This is a genomic window from Lysinibacillus sp. FSL K6-0102, assembly GCF_038003545.1.
In the GTDB taxonomy this organism is placed as follows: domain Bacteria; phylum Bacillota; class Bacilli; order Bacillales_A; family Planococcaceae; genus Lysinibacillus; species Lysinibacillus capsici.
The window spans coordinates 1,760,628-1,779,227 of sequence record NZ_JBBOPH010000001.1 but is presented as its reverse complement, the minus strand read 5'-3'; the positions used below and the strand labels follow the sequence as shown (position 1 = coordinate 1,779,227).

Annotated in this window: 17 protein-coding genes; 2 read left to right on the top strand and 15 right to left on the bottom strand. The window is 31.0% G+C overall.

Going from position 1 to position 18,600, the window contains the following annotated elements:
- Nucleotides 1-499 precede the first annotated feature (499 nt).
- Nucleotides 500-5,446: a hypothetical protein gene (locus NYE73_RS08845; protein WP_340815471.1), complete on the bottom strand. Its 4,947-nt coding sequence runs from the start codon at nt 5,444-5,446 to the stop codon at nt 500-502.
- Between the two features lie 387 nt (nt 5,447-5,833).
- Between NYE73_RS08845 and NYE73_RS08840 the strand changes: the two genes are divergently transcribed.
- Together NYE73_RS08840 and NYE73_RS08835 are read left to right on the top strand one after the other, a co-directional pair.
- Nucleotides 5,834-6,682, top strand: a complete 849-nt coding sequence (locus tag NYE73_RS08840) for a macro domain-containing protein (protein ID WP_315057156.1) — start codon at nt 5,834-5,836, stop codon at nt 6,680-6,682.
- On the top strand, nt 6,672-7,241 hold the full coding sequence (locus tag NYE73_RS08835) for a TIR domain-containing protein (RefSeq protein WP_315057154.1): 570 nt from the start codon (nt 6,672-6,674) through the stop codon (nt 7,239-7,241). Before NYE73_RS08840 ends, NYE73_RS08835 begins: the two co-directional genes overlap by 11 nt.
- 394 nt (nt 7,242-7,635) lie before the next feature.
- Here NYE73_RS08835 and NYE73_RS08830 read toward each other — a convergent pair whose 3' ends face one another.
- From NYE73_RS08830 to NYE73_RS08765, 14 genes are all read right to left on the bottom strand, one after another.
- Entirely contained in the window at nt 7,636-7,872 is a 237-nt protein-coding gene (locus NYE73_RS08830) for a hypothetical protein (RefSeq protein ID WP_315057153.1), read from the bottom strand.
- A 188-nt stretch (nt 7,873-8,060) separates the two neighbouring features.
- Nucleotides 8,061-8,477, bottom strand: coding sequence for a hypothetical protein (locus NYE73_RS08825; RefSeq protein ID WP_315057152.1), 417 nt, complete (start codon nt 8,475-8,477; stop codon nt 8,061-8,063).
- Between the two features lie 122 nt (nt 8,478-8,599).
- On the bottom strand, nt 8,600-10,735 hold the full coding sequence (gene topB, locus NYE73_RS08820) for a type IA DNA topoisomerase (protein ID WP_340815470.1): 2,136 nt from the start codon (nt 10,733-10,735) through the stop codon (nt 8,600-8,602).
- A gap of 107 nt (nt 10,736-10,842) precedes the next feature.
- Nucleotides 10,843-11,247, bottom strand: coding sequence for a hypothetical protein (locus tag NYE73_RS08815; RefSeq protein ID WP_340815469.1), 405 nt, complete (start codon nt 11,245-11,247; stop codon nt 10,843-10,845).
- Nucleotides 11,248-11,383: 136 nt separating this feature from the next.
- A complete protein-coding gene (locus NYE73_RS08810; protein WP_340815468.1) occupies nt 11,384-11,620 on the bottom strand; it encodes a hypothetical protein in 237 nt (78 codons plus the stop codon).
- A gap of 101 nt (nt 11,621-11,721) precedes the next feature.
- The gene (locus NYE73_RS08805) at nt 11,722-12,468 is read right to left on the bottom strand and encodes a DNA-methyltransferase (protein ID WP_340815466.1); all 747 of its coding nucleotides are present in this window, start codon (nt 12,466-12,468) and stop codon (nt 11,722-11,724) included.
- A gap of 165 nt (nt 12,469-12,633) precedes the next feature.
- The gene (locus tag NYE73_RS08800; protein WP_340815465.1) at nt 12,634-14,337 is read right to left on the bottom strand and encodes an LPD25 domain-containing protein; all 1,704 of its coding nucleotides are present in this window, start codon (nt 14,335-14,337) and stop codon (nt 12,634-12,636) included.
- Between the two features lie 13 nt (nt 14,338-14,350).
- The gene (locus tag NYE73_RS08795) at nt 14,351-14,611 is read right to left on the bottom strand and encodes a hypothetical protein (protein WP_004233235.1); all 261 of its coding nucleotides are present in this window, start codon (nt 14,609-14,611) and stop codon (nt 14,351-14,353) included.
- Nucleotides 14,583-15,014: a hypothetical protein gene (locus NYE73_RS08790; protein WP_004233234.1), complete on the bottom strand. Its 432-nt coding sequence runs from the start codon at nt 15,012-15,014 to the stop codon at nt 14,583-14,585. The genes NYE73_RS08795 and NYE73_RS08790 overlap by 29 nt, the downstream gene beginning before the upstream one ends.
- 13 nt (nt 15,015-15,027) lie before the next feature.
- A complete protein-coding gene (gene mobP2, locus NYE73_RS08785) occupies nt 15,028-16,260 on the bottom strand; it encodes a MobP2 family relaxase (RefSeq protein WP_340815464.1) in 1,233 nt (410 codons plus the stop codon).
- 19 nt (nt 16,261-16,279) lie between these two features.
- Nucleotides 16,280-16,750: a hypothetical protein gene (locus NYE73_RS08780; protein ID WP_340815463.1), complete on the bottom strand. Its 471-nt coding sequence runs from the start codon at nt 16,748-16,750 to the stop codon at nt 16,280-16,282.
- Nucleotides 16,743-17,078 (bottom strand): hypothetical protein, encoded by a 336-nt coding sequence (locus NYE73_RS08775; protein WP_004233226.1) that lies wholly within the window; start codon nt 17,076-17,078, stop codon nt 16,743-16,745. Before NYE73_RS08775 ends, NYE73_RS08780 begins: the two co-directional genes overlap by 8 nt.
- Nucleotides 17,078-17,371 (bottom strand): hypothetical protein, encoded by a 294-nt coding sequence (locus NYE73_RS08770; RefSeq protein WP_004233224.1) that lies wholly within the window; start codon nt 17,369-17,371, stop codon nt 17,078-17,080. The genes NYE73_RS08775 and NYE73_RS08770 overlap by 1 nt, the downstream gene beginning before the upstream one ends.
- A 301-nt stretch (nt 17,372-17,672) precedes the next feature.
- Nucleotides 17,673-18,596 carry a hypothetical protein gene (locus tag NYE73_RS08765; protein WP_340815461.1) on the bottom strand — a complete coding sequence of 308 codons (924 nt, stop codon included), beginning with the start codon at nt 18,594-18,596 and terminating at the stop codon, nt 17,673-17,675.
- Nucleotides 18,597-18,600 lie beyond the last annotated feature (4 nt).

Below are 18,600 nucleotides of genomic sequence, written 5' to 3'. Positions count from 1 at the left end.
TTTTCTCTAATAAATTTATAAAAATGTGTATGCACCATTTATTTTGACGAGAAAAACCCATTATTATTTAGTACTCGAGTATTACTCCTAAAAAATATTTTACCATATTATTACCAGAATACTGAAGGCAATTGATTGTTATAAAAACATCAAAAACCCCCGCCTCAAACATTAGACTAATACTTTGCTAAATTACAAAGAATAAGTCATGCCTAAAGCGGGGTGTTCCCGTCAGTTTCCAATATGAATATATATTTACGTTAACATATAAATTTGGAAATTTCAATCTAAATTTAGTACATGAAAGTAAAACAATTTATTATTTTCTATCTTAATCTATAAGTTGTCTTCTTCAAATAAAACATCTTATTTATCTTTCTTAAATTTTAGTTTATTTTTCCATTCAAAGATATATATAAACACCAAGAAGTTAAATTCCGTACGGTAATAAAACTTAATTTTCGCCTTAGAATAGAAAATAATAACTTTAAAAATAAACTTATCTCACCATAAATATTTCTCTACGCATTGGTAACCCTAAATGTTCGTTTTTAGGTGTATAAATTAATGGATTAATAAACTTATTTCTTATACTTTCTACTTTTTCCTCATCGATAATGTTAATACCAAAATCTTTAGAATCTACACCATTTAGAGAGGTACCAATATTAAGTCCTTCTTTCTCTCCCAATATATATCTATCATGTATTGGAGTTGAACCATTCTTAGTTACAAAGGTCATTATAGTAATAAATGGAGCACTTTGATCACTAATATCTTTCCATTGATTATTATATACTTTTTCACATTTTTGAATGTATTCAGACTCCTTGCAGCTTGTTAAAACTGTAGTAGTTATATTATTCACTAGATACTTGAACATTTTAAGATTCTTTGGCTCAAAGTAAGCATCATAAATAAATAATGTGTTTGAAACATTTTCATTAATCCATTTCACTATAAATTCAAGTGCTCTATCACCCTCGCCAACATTAAAATATAGATCATATGTTTTACTAAAAGAATATTTCTCATCAAACTCAATTTTAGACTGATTGACATTAAACAAGAAGGCATTAAGTTTCTGAATTAGGCTCAAACTCATAATAATATCATTAAATAAAACATCTAACCTTGAAGCACTAATATTAGAACCTAATCTTACATTTTCTACATACCATGTAAGCCCATATAACAAAAGTTCTGGATTTGCAGTCGATATTTGATAGAGGTACTCTCCAATAATTTCTTCAGATTGTATACTACCTTTATCAGCATAGATTGATTTTAATGAATACTTAAAAAAGTTCTGTAGGACATCGGATTGATTTATTTCTTCGTCTAATATTTTTTTAGGTTCATAGTGATACTTTTTAGCTTTAAATTTTTGTTTATATTCATAGTTTAACTTTTTTGATTTAATTGAATCTACATAAGATTTTGCTTGATCTTGGTTAATTTCATAACATAAATCAATAAATTCTTCAAGGTCCTTTTCACTATCTTCTTCATCATTCAAAAATCTTATTTTTTCGATTGCTTTATTTATGACATATAGTGCAGCTCTTTCATTTCCAATTTGATAGAATCTTGAAGCAATAGTATTAGAATGAGATATATAATCGACTGAAGATACTGTTTCTGTTAAAGATTTATCGGCAAGTTCTAAAACTTTTTTTGAAAAATCTTTTTCATGTTCACCCATATGGGCACTAATTCTTGTTAGCACAAAAATTTTGTCAGAAATATTAGTAATTTTATTTGCTTTTTCTTTCAATTCTTCATATGTCATCAGTTTTTTCTTGTTCATTAATGCAGGTTTTAAATTTAATCTTTTTAATTTTAGTAAAGATGATTCAATAGCAAGAATATAGCCCTCATGTTTAATTCCCACGTCTTCACAAGGAAGTTTTGAGGAAATTCTTTTTATTTCATCTATCATATACATTACCGCTGCTTGATTAACATATTTTTTTGAAAGTTCTTTATAAGATCGAATTACAGCATCTGTCAATGTATCTATACATTGATATAAATTAGCATCGTAATCAATTAAATCTAATAATTCTAATACAAGTTTTAATGTATTGTCATTTATTAAAGAAGCAGAATTCTTTATTTCTACATCATCATGATAAGGTCTTCCTATAATTAACTGATGAATGTTGCTTGTTAAAATAGCATTTCTTTGTGAAGATGACTTTATTTTAGTTAGGACTTCTTTGTACTCTAAAATAGATTCTGTGCATAATAAGGCACCCGTTCTTAAAAGGATATTTTTTAAGGTATCTGTATCTAATCTATCGTTCATCACTATTTTTTTATATTTATCAACTACATGAATTATTAAATCTCTTCTATCAAACGCCAAACATCTTAAAGATAAATCACAATATAGATATGCTTTTTCAGCTATAGAGGCTACATTGTCTATAAAGGAACAAATGTTAGTTATATACATCTTTTCAGATATTTCAACCGAAGAAGAATTGATTCCTTTTAGTACATTCTCTAAAGATTTGTTTAATATTATTATCAACTCTTTGTAAAAGGACTCTAATCTATTTTCTTTATAATTCAAAACATTATTTGAGAAAATGATATCAAAAATATCTTCTGCAACTTCGTTGGATCTTTTAGATAACCTCTGTATCAGGTATGTCCCTGCATTTTCCCGTGTAGTAACATCTGATATCCCCTTTAGTAGTAAGATTAATAACTCTTTAACTTGGTCACCTGTTTCCACATTAATATTATCTAAATCTAACAAATAACTTAGCGCAATTAATTTACCTTGGATTGTATCAATACCCTTAGAGTAACTAAAATATTTATTTATATCCTCGCTAGATACATCTTTAGGTTGATTAGTTGCTAAATGTTTCATTAAACTTATAATTAAATGATCTTTATAACCCTTATCTATAATAGTTTTTAGTACCACAATAAAATCATCTATTTTAAATATACTTTTCTCAATCATAGCTTGGAAAATTTTTACAAAAGCTGACACTCTACTTTTTTCTGTGTTTATTTTATATGCCATACTCAATGCAGTTGTATGTTCAACAAGTGCAAAATTATACAAAATATCCCCTACATCACCTAACTGGTTAGAAGAATGTAATAATAAGTAATTTATATCTTTATTCAACATATTTTTTATTTCTGTATACCAAACTGATTTTAAATCCTCAAAGCCTTCCTTACATAAAGTATTTAACAAAAATACATTACTAAAGCACTTAATATCTAGATCTTTTATTTCATCGACTTTTATGCGTAAATCTAAAAATTGATCATCTGCTTTATAATGGTTATTTTTCACCATTATTCTCATTAAACCAAGTTCGACTTGAATCCTTTCAACAAATGCACTAGGCTGAACCAATTGGTAAATGTTATTTACACTAGTCAAAATATATTCTAACTTTTGGGCCTCATTTTCATTTGTTCTTTTTTCTATACAGTCAATTAGTTTGAGTAAATCTTTTAACGTTATGGAATATTCTAATTCACTAGAAATTAAATCAATGTACTTAGTACATACATCTAAAAAATATGAATTTTCATTGTTAATTTCTAACCAGTTTAAAATTATAAATGATTTAATATTAGGATTAGTAACTTTATCAATCGTGCTAATCAAACCTTCATATTCTAAACTACTATGTGCATATGTGCTTATTAAAGGCTTTAAATCTTCATTTTCAAAATAACTTACAAATTGATGAAGGTTTGTTTTGTCATCCTCATTTTCTCTTAAGTTAATAAAAATATTTATTAATAGATAATCAATTAGATACTTCTTAATTTGTTTGCCTTCAATTTCTTTGACAGAGTTTTGAATCAAATCTAATGTCAACTTTACATCGATTGCATATAAATTACTGCCAATTATAATAAATTTTTCAGCATGTGCAATTCCAAAATCCATATTTATACGACAGCCATTTACGTAATAAGAAATTTCCTTGATTATTTTTTCGCTTAACTCAACTCCATCTTCTTTCATTTTTCTCGATATTTTAGATAATAAAATTAATCTATCTTCATCTAAGCTGCACAATGAAACTAATTTCAAAGCTTCATTATATTTTTTTAAAGCCAATAAAGAGCTGACTTCTCTATCTAAACTAGGTAACGACGCAGACGTTTGTTTGAAAATAGCCTCCAAGATCATAGAACTAGTCATTTTACCCCAATCCTTATAATCATAAGACATATTTCTCAACAAATTAATATTCTCAAACACTTGTGACGTTATTTGTGATTCTTTTAACAGTAAATCTAAATTATTAAAATTTATCAGAGCTTTAATTTTTTCATAGTTACCCTTATTCGCGTATAGTTTAGGTAAATAGTCAAATCTTTTTACTTCAGATTGTATTTCGTAATATTCTATTAATTTTTGCTCTGTTTCAATTTTTTCTTCACTAAGAAAGTCATATAGAAAGTTTACATATATACTTTCTAAAAATAGTTGTCTCTCTTGATCAATTTTAATTAAATCGCTGTCTTTAATTAATGGTTTTAATTCATCTTGACTAACATTTAAGACCTGTGACATGTCCTTAATATCCATTTTTTCAGGGCTGAACACTATAACTTTTATAATTTCTTTTAATAGTGTAGAATCGATACATTTCCAATTTCGTTCTAATAACAACTGAATATTTTCAGGCAAATGTTCAGTTAAAAACTCAGGAGTATATTTACCCTTTTCAATTCCCTTTACTATTTCACCTATGTATCCAGCCAAACCCATACTCTTATCATAAATTTTCTGAACAGTATCGTAATCTGTTATTCCATATTTAGTAAGCAAATCACTTACTTCAGGTTGAGAAAAATTGGATAAAGGTATGTTTTTAAACTTTCCTTCCAATGAAAAATCTGACTCACTTCTTCTACTCATTAATATATATATACCTCTAGGGTCACCTTTCGGTATTAGCTGTAAAAGCATTTCTCTAGATTCTTTTTCCATCTTTTCAATACCATCAAATATGAAATAAAATGGTTTTCTTGTTTTTGAGACTGTACTTATTAAATCTTTATACATTTCTCTAAATAAATGTTTTGACTTTTCAAAGTTTAAATCTAAGTAGTTTATATTTCTCAAATTATATTTAAGTTTAGTTGAACAAAAATTGCTCATTTGTTGAATTAAATCTATAAAAATACTTTCTATATTAGAGGTCCATCTTTCTTGTGTAGCAAAATAGGCAACCGATGAGTCTAGGTTTAATTCATAAAACTCTTTTAAAAAATATGTCTTTCCGGTAAATTCCATCCCTTCAATGATAACAATTAAATTATCCTCGTCAAACAAGCTTTTTACAGTACTTACAAAAGGTTTTCTACTAATTGTATATTCTAAATTTAACGGCAAAGAGCTTGTATGTAGTATTTCAACATCTAATAAAGCTTCTGTCATAACCATTTTAATGACCACCTTTATGTAATTTTTATAAAATTATACCATTTTAAATAGTTATAAACACTCTGATTTTCAAAAAAATATAATTCAATAGTAATGTATTTTATAATTAAATTACTTATTAAAGTATTATATTCCAAATAAGTTCCATACTCGCCAGATTATTGAATACCAGCTATTGGTTTAGGAATATCCAAAAGAACTATTCAACAAACAAATGAATTTTATTGCAAATAAATCATCATAATGCGAAAATAGTCTTAAATTGTATAATTTAGGAATATACAATTTGATACATGTTTAAAAGGTGAAGTATACGGAAAGAAGTATTCAGGTACTCTACTTCTAATTGAATAATGAAATTTAAATAGACTATTACAGGAGTATGTTATGTGGAAATTAAAAGAAATTGTTACAGATAAGGATTTTTGGATTAGTACTTTCGTTATTCCTGGTGCTTTATTTGGGATAGCTACAACCGTACTAACCTTTATTGAGTTTGATAAAAGTTGCAAGAAATTCATTTTATTCGGACTATTGGTTATAAGTTTTATACATATACTATATAAACTTTTAAAAAGTTTATTGTTAAAGAAAATCATTTTAAATATTGATGGTTCCGAGATTGAAATAAAAAAGGGCGATATTTTCACATTTCCTCGAAATATCTATAAGGTAATTTCCTTTAATGAATTTTTTGATACTATAGTAGATGACCAAATAATATCTAGAGCATCTTTAAACGGACAGTATTTAAACAAGTTTTATCCAGATACATCAGAATTAGATAAAAAAATTATTCAAGATTCACGAATGCAGCTTAGAATTGTTGAAAAAAACGTAACACGTCCTTTAGGAGGGAATAAAACTCGTTATCGTTTAGGCTCTATATATAAAGATATGGACTTCTTTCTCGTAGCATTTTCAAAATTTGATGATGAAAATAAAGCTAATTTAATGCTACATGAATATGCAAATTGCTTAATAAATTTTTGGAATGAAGTAAATGGTCTCTATGCTCAACAAGAAGTTGTTGTCCCATTGCTAGGTTCTGGTATAACAAGACATAAGGATTTTACTGCCAATCCTCAGCAATTACTAGAAGTTATGCTTTGGACTTTTAAAATTAGTAAAGTTAAATTTAGAGAGCCTTCTAAAATTACTATTCTTCTTCATGGAAACCATCATAAAGAAATAAATTTTTATAAATTAAAGGAGTTTGAAAAAAATGGCATATAGAAATGGTAATTATACAGCATTTTATGTTAGTGAACCTTTTAGTGAAAGCAACCTGGGGGCATCTGCCACAAAGGATTTTTCATCTTATAACATGTTAAGAGCATGGAAAGGTGCAGATAGTAGTTTTCCCTTTAATGACTCACATAATAAAAACTATAATGTGAGAGACGGAAGTGACTGGGAAAAAACTTTGAAACCACGTTTACATGATAGACTGAGCCAATCAAAAAATATAATTTTGTTTTTAAGTTCTGTGACAAAGAATAGTAAAGCATTGCGTGAAGAAATAAACTATGGAATAGGTACAAAGGGATTGCCAGTAATTGTTGTTTATCCTGAATATAAGGATAAGAGTGATATTATCGATTGTAAAACAAATACCATTAAAGATGAGATTAAGAGTTTGTGGGATAAATTACCTGCTTTCAGAGATTCGATGGCAGAGGTTCCTACTATTCATTTACCTTATAAAAAAGATTTAATTAAAAGTGCATTAAATGATACGGACTTTATGATAAATTCAAAATGTAAAGCAGGTGCATACTTTTATAAGTGCTAAAGCAAGGTAGTAATATTATTATTAAATATTTAATAATAGAAGGTGTCATCTTTCTACTGACTCTACAGATCCAACAGGGATGCAGCTCTTACAATAATTTCACTTGTTAAAACATACTAACATTAGTAGTAAAAAACCAAGGCCATGGTTTGTGCTACTAATGTTAGTATGTTTTATTTTTTCAAATTTAAATAGCAATATGTATATTTAAAAATTCATCTAACAACTGATTATCTTTTTCCATTCTCTCATCTCCCTCGATTTACTCTGTTAACCCAAACTAAAAAAGGACCCACCAATTTTGGTGAATCCTTAAAAACAGTCCATAATTATGTGATCATAAAATAATATTTCAAAATCACCTCCTGAAAACAAAAAAAGACTCACTATATAGTCAGTCAAAATAAAGCTTATCAAATATTTTACCCATCGAGAAAATAGCTAAAATAAAGCTAATAATTCCACCACTACTTATAGCCAATAACGAAAACATCAGGTATGGCACACCATATAATGACCATAAACATAAAAAGACCAGGTAACTACCTAAACATCCAACTAGAGCAGCAATTATATAACCCAAAATTAAAGTAGGATTTTTTATTTTTTGTCTTGCCTTAGTTCCTAGCACGTTTATTCTCCTTTCTTAACGTTCAATTGTTTCTGACAAATTTCTAAGCTGTTTGTATAATACTTTCTTTAATTTTTAGTTTTATATCAGAATTAATATCATAAGTATTCACTTTTATTTTTCGATTATAACAATACTCAAGAATTGCAAAACAATCATATTCTGTTGGGCATTGATTATAATTTGCTTTAGCTTGTACCAATACCGAAAAAAAAAAAGTAAATTAGAAACAACGATAGGTAATTATAGTAGGTAATATTGTACCTATAAAGTATCGCCATTTTTCTAAATGATTTTTTTTTGAAATTATATTTGAAAACATAATGATAAAAAGCACAACTAAATATTAATTTATCTTCCTTATCAAAAATTTTAGAATAGACTTTTTTTACATATACATAATCTTTATGCAGCACATTAATTATTTTCTTTTGACAATTTGGGCAACAAACTTTATACCGTCCTTCGCTTAAATAACTAGCTGTATTAAAAGCATCACAATGAGCGCAATATATCATGTCAATCTCATCATAAGCATATTCATCCAAAGTTTTCCATCTAAAGCTTTTATCAAACAGGCTTCGACATATAATCTTAGATACCATTTTTTAAGCCTCCTTACTCGATAGCTCAATATACTTTGTAGCGATAAAATCTTCATTTAGGCTTAATAACATTGAAATAAAAAGGTTGTCTACTATTTATTTCAGTAGACAACCTTTTACTCTTACTTTGCAAATGAAACAAAGTCAATAAAGCCTTTGGCATTTAATTTGACAACAGCATTATAGGTATTTTTATCAGCTTTTTTTATACCCTTGACTGTAGTTTGTTTCCCATCTAATAATTCTTTAATGTTTGTTTTCGTCAATTTTTTCTTACGAAAGTTATCAGATAAGGTAAACTTACAATCAGGATATTTTGAACACCCAAAGAAACCTTTTTTCTCTATAATTCCATTACCACATTTCGGACATTTACCAACAAATTGAGCGTTGCGTTGTTCTTCAGCTGGTAGTGAAATTTTTTCTGTACCAATTTTTTGAGGGGCATCTTCAATAATTCCAGCTATGAAATTTTTAATATTTTGCAGAAACTCATCCTGGGAACCTTGACCTTCTCCAATCTTTTTTAATTTACTTTCCCACTTGGCAGTCATTGCAGGACTTGAAAGTAAAGTACCCTCTATTGCTTCACATAAAATCTTGCCTTTATTCGTCACAGAAACAATATTTTTCGTTACTGTAATATACCCATTTTTCTTAATGGTTTCGATGATACTAGAACGTGTGGCCTCAGTCCCCAACCCCTCTACCTCGTTTAAGATTTCCTTATCACTTTCATCATCTACTGTTTTCCCAGCGTTTTTCATTACTTTAACTAGATCACCTTCTGTATAGGGCTTTGGAGCCGTTGTACGTCCTTCTTTACTTTGGAGGACACTTAACACCTTTTCATTTTTTGAAACGCTAGGAAGTACCTTATCGGCTTCTATTTTATTATTCTCATTGTTACTTGATTGCATAAATAAAGATTTCCAACCCTTGTTTAACTCGATTTTTCCAACTGTTTCAAATTCAATATCATGTACAGCTGTTACAATTTTTGTTTCCTCATAAATATAGTCGTTGTGGAACATAGCCAACGTATTTCGCAGCACTTCATCATAAATATTTTTTTCTTCAGCAGATAAAGCATTTATTGTACTTTCATTTGGTATTGTCTTAGTTGGTATTATGGCATAATGCTCCTGGACCTTAGAACCGTCTACATAACGTTTATTAGCTTCTTTAATAGGTGAAAAGTCAACATTAATTAATTTCATGTATTGCTCTACGTTATTTGACAAGTATAAAAATTCATTTTCAGTGATAAAGTTTGTATCGGTACGTGGATAAGTGCAGATTTTTTTTTCGTATAGTGACTGCATTATTTTTAAGACATTTGCAGGACTATACTTCCACTTTTTATTCGCAACCTCCTGTAAAGTCGATAAGGAGTGTAGTTTGGGGGATTTTGTACGTTTTTCTTTTTTATCTAAATCCAGGACAACACCTTCGTTTTTTTCTTCAAGTGAAAGGCTATTTCCTAGTAAAAATGAAGTTAATTCTTCTAATGTATCGGTCTTAACCTTTGCCTTTCCTGAATATGCTCCATTTACTGTTTTAAAATGACCAACTAATTCAAAGAATGGTTTAGATACAAAATTTTCAATTTCCTTTTGATGTTGATAAATCATATAAACCAACGGAGATTGTACACGACCAACACTTAGACTAGTATTAAGACCTTTTCCTTGTATGAGCAAACTATACAATGGACTAGCATTCATGCCGACCAACCAATCAGAAATCTGACGTGTTTTTGCTTCGCTGTACATTAATAAATCTTTCTCATTTGATTGTAAGGAATGAAAGCCTTTGACAATTTCATCTACTTCAAGTGAGTTAATCCAGAGCCGTTTAATCGTTTTATTTTTTGCACCTGTCATGTTCAAAGTAGAATAGAATATATTGCTACCTTCACGATCAATGTCACATGCGTTGATCACTACATCAGCGTTATTAATTAGCTTCTTTACAGCATTAAATTGTTCTTTTTTATCCTCTGAAACCTTATACTCAAATTGCACTGGAATGATAGGTAAATTTTTAATATCCCAGTTCTTCCATTCTTCTCGATATTCTCCTGGCATTTTCAAGCCAACAAGATGTCCAATTCCCCATGTGATGACTGCTCCATCTGGAAATGTACTGCATGGCTTTAATTCAATGTGTGTTTTTTCCCTTTTTGCTACTTCAAAAGCTTCGGCATAAGCTTTTGCTTGAGAAGGTTTTTCTGCAAATATACATACGTATCCCATTTTAATAACCACCTATTCGAAATTTAATATGATTAGTTGCTGTCTTAAAAGTTAGAATGTCAAATTTATCAAGAACTCGTTTTACAAGTAGATAAGCACAGCAGCCATTATCCTAGTTGATTGCTTAACTTATGTTTTTTCTGCTTTTTATGAAATATTATTTTCTGAACTAAAAATAGAACCCCATTTAAAACAAGATAAATTACAATTATTAATGTTGTACGTCCCTCGTTTCCTAAAAACGATAAGCCTAACAATGTAAATAAAGAAAAATAAAGCAAAAGGTATTCTAATAAGCTTTTTGGCATCCGAAACACAAATTTTAAAATTAGTGACACGGTTAAGGAAATCGTCACTAAAATACTCATAAGGCCCTCAACACATTCTCGTTCTTTCCCACCAAATCCACTAATAATGGTTGTTAAAACACACATCCCATCAATACTTAAATAAAGCATTGCTATTATCAAAAACCACTCACTCAACCTCTTTAAAGGATTTAAAATTGCCATATTACACGCTCCTACCGTTCTATAATTAAATTCGCTCTACAAAACCTGAAAAACTCCCTTTGATAAGAAAAAGGACTCACCAATTTTGATGAATCCTTAACCTTTTAATATTTGTTAGATTTTAAGAATCTTTTCACTAACGTTCATAAAATCCTTTGTCTTGTTTTCTAATTGTTTTTTTCTCTTTCATTAGTTTATTTTCTTGCTGCAGATAATCATTAATATCAAAATCAGGAGGAACACTCACAAGATTTTTTAATGATATACCACTATCAACTAGCCATTTGAACTCCTCTTCAATGTTATAATTGTGATCTTTCGCTATTTTTTCATCAACTTCTATTACCGCAATCATTTTTATTTTTTCAGCCATACACTCATCTCCCTCGATAAAATGATAAAAAATAGTCGTTTAACTGCTAAGACTCACCAATTTTGATGAGTCCTGATCTTTTTAAAATTAAATATTACTTTTTACTTTTTTAAGGACAAAATTTCAACTGGTTTTAAACCTAACTTTTGTCTATTTTCATCTATGCGATTCTTACCTTTCAAACAAAATTCTTCCTCTGTATCAAAGCAAATCCAACTACGCCCTGTATTATCACAACCTACTGCTGTCGTAAACCCCCCTGCACAAGTGTCCAGGACTATTTCACCTGGATTTGTGTATGTCTTAATCAAGTATTCAAACAATGAAAGAGGTTTTTGTGTTGGATGCCAAGTTTTGCTGTCACGTGGAAAATCAATTACTGACTTAGGGTAGTTTTTCCTTTTCACGATATGTGGTTTACTTAATGTTTTATTTCTATCTCCTAGTATTTTCATTTTAGGAGAATTTTTTATTAATACAGGCTTACAATATATAACTCCTTGCGGATTGTATGTCGGCAGTTTTTTATAAAAGACACATACATTTTCATGATTTTTTAGTGGCATCTTATTGGCATTTGGGAATCCTGTTGTGTGCTTTCCTTTCTTCCAAATCCACTCATATCTGAACAGTTTAAGATTGGACATAATTAATTTACTAGTGAATGGCTGGCTTGCCGTTAATACAATAGCTCCGTTATCTTTGATAACTCGCTCGTACTGCTCCCACAAAAGCTCAAACGGAATAATCGTATCCCAACGACAGGTAGTCGTTCCATAAGGAAGATCTGTCAGGATTAAATCAACCGACTTGTCTGGTATGTACTGCATACCCTCTAGGCAATCCATGTTATAAATAGTATTTTTGTTAATGTTAATAGCTTTTTTCCTCCCGACATATTAAATTAAATCAGGAGAACAAACGTTCTTTTACATACTTTTTAAGAGGCTTGAAGGGACAAGCCTCTTTAATTTTTCAATAAAAATAACGCTAGTCAAATTGACTGCGCTTCCTTAACGTTCATATGCAATACATCTTCGCTTGTGTTTGGTACCCACTTCATTTTTCAATACTTCATCATGAGCACCAGGTATTTTTTGTTGCAACTCTTTCTTTACCTGGACTGACTCAGTTAATTGGCCACCACGCTGCTTTTCATCAGCATACAAAGCGAGTTCCTTTAAAATTTCCTGATGTTGCGGATCAGTTAGCTTATTTTCTGCAATGAGTTGATCATATGGACTCTTGTACTCTCCATCACCAATATCCAGTCGATCTGGATTAACTAGATCGACTGTATCTCCGTTTGGAATTAATACATGGTATCGAGTTTTGAGATAACTATATGCTTTTTCTTTATCAGAAAACACTTCCTTTTCAAGCAGCGCCATTCGTTCATTTCCTTCAGCAAACCCCATTAATTCATTAGACATTAGTTCACTTTCAGACCATTGGATTAGGATCTTCGGATTAGTCACTTCTTGCTGATTAATGAGGGCAAAATTATCTTTAAACGTATTATTAAACACCTGGATAAAATCTGCATTTACTTGCTCAAAGGTAAGTAAATCATCACTGACACTCCTAAGTTGATCCAATTCCTGTTTAAATGCTGGATGTTGTAATTGCTCAACCTTATTAGTGATTATGTCATGAATAATTTCTTTTAAGTCCTCAGCTTCAATTGCACGCAAGCTGGCATTCGATAAGGCCCCGTACTCGATTAATAGCAGCTGCACAGGCTTCATTAATTCGTTCTCTTTTGCACGTTGAATTTCTAAAAAATGATTATCGATGGTTTCTATAAATTCACTCGCTGCTGTTCTCACACCATTTAGTAACATTTCTTTATCTTTTAATTCTTTACCTTGTTGTGTCCAGCTGGCCAAATAAGAAAGACTAAAATTTTCAGTATCAATCCCATATCGACTGGCCACGACATAGGACACCATTTCTGCTTGAAATTCACGTTCTGCTGTAGTAAAGCTATCTCGAACATCAGGAGTGTGCAGCCTAGCATGTGCTAACTCATGAAGTAACGTAGTAACATTTTCGTAAGCTGTATTTCGTGGGTTTAAGGCAATTATTTTTTCATATGGATAAGCAACACCTTTCGCTACTCCTAATTCACGTGGAGGTACTGGTAATATTTCAAACCCAATATTTTTAGATACTTTATGCAAGGCTGCTAACATTTCACCTTCATTTTCTATCACTCCATCCTGGTGATACTGGCCAAAGATTTCAGAGACAGGCATCCCTTTCTCTCTTGCATCTGTTTGGGTATATTCAAATACATGGCCAATTTTAAAAAACAACTTTTTTTCAGTTTCTAGCACGCCATTTTTAATTTGTGCTTTCTCTCTTGAATTAGCGAATTGCATCTGTATCCATTCATCATCACGTTTAAAATATGTGACAGGTGTAGGGACAAATATTTGAATCCCCTTCTCACCTTTTTTAACAGATACACCCTTGTCCTGCCAAAACTTAAATGAACCTACTGCTTTTGCACCCATGAACTGATTTTGAATCAAAGCCATGTTACGCAAGGAATAGTTATAAAATATTGACATAAAAGCTAAATGCTCTTTTAAAGCATCCTCAGTTATAAAATAGGAGCTTAGTTGATTGGTCATTTTCTCTGATAATTCTTCGATCTCTTTTTGCTTTTCCTCTGCTGTTTTTGCTGTATATTTTTTACGTGTCATCACCATAATCTCTACTCCTTTAAAGTTCTTCAGGTACCAAATGGGCATCTGCTAATTCATGACGTTCTGTTTCAGGAAAATATTCAAGTAATGAGGTATCCATAATTATTTCATGGCTTTCTTGATTGAATGGCACAATAAATGTACCTTGTTGAATTGCCCCAAAGATAAACTGTCGATTATCCTCTGTTAGCTCTACTTTTAGGTCTACACTATTTACTCGAAGCGTAACATGCTGTTCTTCTAACTCTTTAATAAACGCATATTGAATGTTGTTCATTTTTGCCATCCCTCTTATTTTCAAAATTTTTTAATTCATTAAATGCATTCCACCAGCTTTTAATGATTTCTTCTGCAGCCTCTTTCGAGGGCATGTTTGTAAGTTCTTTTAGATATTTTTGTGATCGATAATAAAAAGTTTGGTCATCATCGTACTCACATAGTTCATCCAAAGCCAGCTCTCGATGTATAAGATAATTTTTTCCATCAAGGTTCTGAATTAAATAGCTCATGGGGGAAATCCATCTACTATTTTCGTCAAAGAAACCAATTTCTTTTGGAGCAGACATCACAACAATATCTAGATTATTATCAATACACGACATACACATTACTCCTTGATATGGTTCTTTTATTACATCAAGCACTTTATTGCATGATTCACATCTGACTTGATAGGACATTTAATAACCTCCTCTAACGCTCATATCCATCTAACATGCGGTCAAATTCTTCCATGTTTCGTTCTTTTTTAAAGTCGTGATACGTTTTTCGTAACCGATAATTCAAATTATTTAGTGCCTGGTTTAACCCTTTAGAAACATGTAAATTTTGACGATACATAGGAGCTTGATACTTCCTTTGGGATTTAGATAGTTCAAACAAACGATGATCAGCTTCCTTTTGATAGGCACGCATTTCAGTTAAAACCGCATTACCCATACGTTTTTTTAAATCCTCTAATTTTGTTTGTTTATAGTTTTGATACTTGCTACCTTCTCCGTACTTTTCTTTCATGACTTCAACTTCTTCATCCAGTAGCCGATGAAGATCTTTCATTTCATTTTTATAGTAACGTTTTAAATATATATCAACGATCTGATCAATATACGGCCTTGCCCCATCAATTGACTGATAACCATACCTCCATTGAGAACGATCTTGCGGTAATCGTTGAAGTGCCTCTCGAAAAAGCCTTTTCGTTTGACGGTGTGTAGATAAATCGACCCCCTTTTCCTTTTTTAAATTCACACTACCTCGTATCAAATCGGTAATAAGATTACGTTCTTTTGTGCGATCCATAATAAGGTTGGCCACTTTCGACTTCATTTTATCAAGGGAACCTTGTTTTCGTTTGGCACGTAGTTGTTCTTCCCATTTACCTGTTTCAAAATTCTTTGTCCACTTTTTAACCCGTGTAGGTATCGGCTCAACTGTCGCTATATGAACATGAAGGTTGTCTGTGTTGTAGTGAATAGCTGCAGACCATACCGCACTATCGATCATATTCTCTGCTTTTAACATTTCGTTTACTGCAGCGCGCACAATATTTTTCATTTTCACTTCATTGACCTGTCCACCTTCATCCATTAATCCATACTTTTGTAGCCAAGTGTTATCGAAACTAATCACATCTTGCCAAAGTGGAGAACCATTTTCTTGAGCCTGCTTGAACAAATCTTTTAATGAATTTTTTTGATCCATATTGATAATATCTTCAGTAGATGAAAACAATGCACCTTGCTTGTTTTCATCTCCCATATAGTCCATATACTGATAAAAAACAGAAAAGGAATCATTTTCATCAGTAATAATTTTCTCGTTCACTTTCGCAGCATCACGATCAATATAATTAATAAAATCCTGATATTCATCGCTTGATGGCATAACAAATCTACTTTTTAAAACAACGCCAGGAGAATTATTCATATTTATCTCCCTCTATCCATTAAGAACTTTGATTATCTGGCAACGCTCTTTTGGTTTCCTGATCGATTTTCTTTTGACGATTATGTGCAATACGATTTTTTATTAATTCCTCAGCTTGATTAAAAGGCACTGTTTTTAATCGATCAGTAGAACCTAACTGTTTTGCATCTGTCATAATGAAATAGTGATTCCAAAATTCAAGCATCATTTGAGTATTACGATCAATAACATTACTTGTTACACGTACTCGCTTTAAATCCTCTGTTAGTGGCTCCAATAAACGTTGCAGGTGTTGTAACATTATTGCATCTATTTCAGTTAGTAACGTTTGATTTTGAGAAGATTCATTAGCAAAATATGAATCAACTAGATACTCAATAACAGCCCCATGTGAAGATAATTTTCTATCCTTCTTTAACTGTTCAATTTTTTTAATAGTGGACTCAGTTAAGAAGAGATTTTTTTGTTGCTTCTTATTTTCATTACTCATTTTGTTTCAACTCCCTTCCGCCAACTTCCAATAATTGTTGTTGAATTTCTTCCTCATCGCTGTCAAATAGTAGGTACAACATCGATTCAATTTGCAATACATGTTTATATAGCTCACTTTGTTGTAATAAATATTGCTCCATCTGTGTTTGAGAAGCTGTTACAACTTTTTCAAAGCGATCTCGTTCCTCAATGAACACATCAAAATAAGCTATCCGTTCAAGCAAAGATTTTAAATAAACCTGGCGTGACACTTTTGCTTTTTTAGCAGCTTTATCAATTTTATCTATTGCTAATTCATCGACATCTCGAATTAATATAGCACCCATTATTCGTTCACCTCTTGCCCAAAAACTTTTTGCACTTCTTGGTTTAAAATGCCCTCAATTGAAATCAGTTTCTTCAGCAACTCTTCATTCGATTTTGCAAAAGTCGCAAACACTTCTATATGCATCCCCAGCATTTCTTCGAAGCGATTTTTTTCTTCTTGAAATAAATTTGGAGTCGTTATTCGTTTCAAGTGAAGATTAATAAAATCATTTTGTGTCATCTTCTTTTTTTTGGCCATGCTTGTTATTTTTTTCTTTAATGCTGGATCAACCCTTGCCTTTATTTCGGCCATTGTACAATCTCTCCTTTACTTCAAAGTCGCTAGGGCGTTGAGCGTTTCGTCTCTAAAAGAGGCGAAACTGAAAATAGCCTGCGAACGCAGGCTATTGAGTGAAAGAGCATAAGGGAAATCTGCTATCACCTGGGGTGATAGACTAGGCAGAGCCTAGTATTTCGGTGTCCCCATAAAAAAGTGCATTTCTACATGTTTTCTATACAAACATATATTCCCTTCTATATATTTTCTATATAGTTTTTCAATAAAAATTCAAGCTATTTTTCCCACTCTTGCAGATATATTTCATCTTAATCAACTATACTGACTTGTCATTAGTTACATCTTTTTTCTTTTCATCGGAGCCAATCATGTCAATTTTTTCTTGCAACTTCTTTCGCTTATTTTGTAATTCTATTAGTCGATTTTGATAGTCTTTTTTCTTCTCATTGACGTTTTCAATCGCTGTTTTTTTCTTTACAAGTTGTAGACGTACTTCTTGTTTTTCGTCTTCCGTCTTATAGGCAAGCTCACTTTCTAGATGCTTCATTTCGTTTTGTATTGAAGCAATAATGTCATCTTGTAAGGGAATCTGTTCTCCTTCCAACGTACGAATCTTCTTATCAATTTGGTCAATTTCAAGCGCAATAAATTCTTCTTGATAGGCGAACTGTGTCTTTTCTTTCAAGGTTTTATCCTCACTTATTTTTCGATAATCGCCAACAATAATCTTTTCTTTCGGCTGTGGTAAATCTAAAACAGCTGATGGATCGACAGCGCCTTTTTCAGCCAACAGTTTGTCCCTTGCCTCACTTTCAAGTATTTTTTGATCACGAATTTCCTTAACAAATAAACCAATAACAGAATACTCTTCAGGCACTTTAGAAATATGAAGAACGTACTGATTATCTTTTTGGTAGATAATTTTCACAGGGTAAGACTCCAATGATTTCGACGCTTTGGCCGCAAATGCAAATGTAGGTTTTACGTTATCTGAACCTGTGTGTCGTGTTTCCAGCAATACTTCCATGAACCCTTTTTCGGGATTATAGTGCCATTTTTTTAAGATTAATGTCGTTTGTTCTAAACCAACTATGTCTTTGTTAAAAGGTGTTTGTTTAATTGGATTATCATCATACATCCACAACTTGGATGTGAAGATAATCAAAAAACTAATGATGAGAAACGACATCAGACTTACATAAAATTTATTTTCTAAGCCTTTATTTATTTTTAATTTCACAATT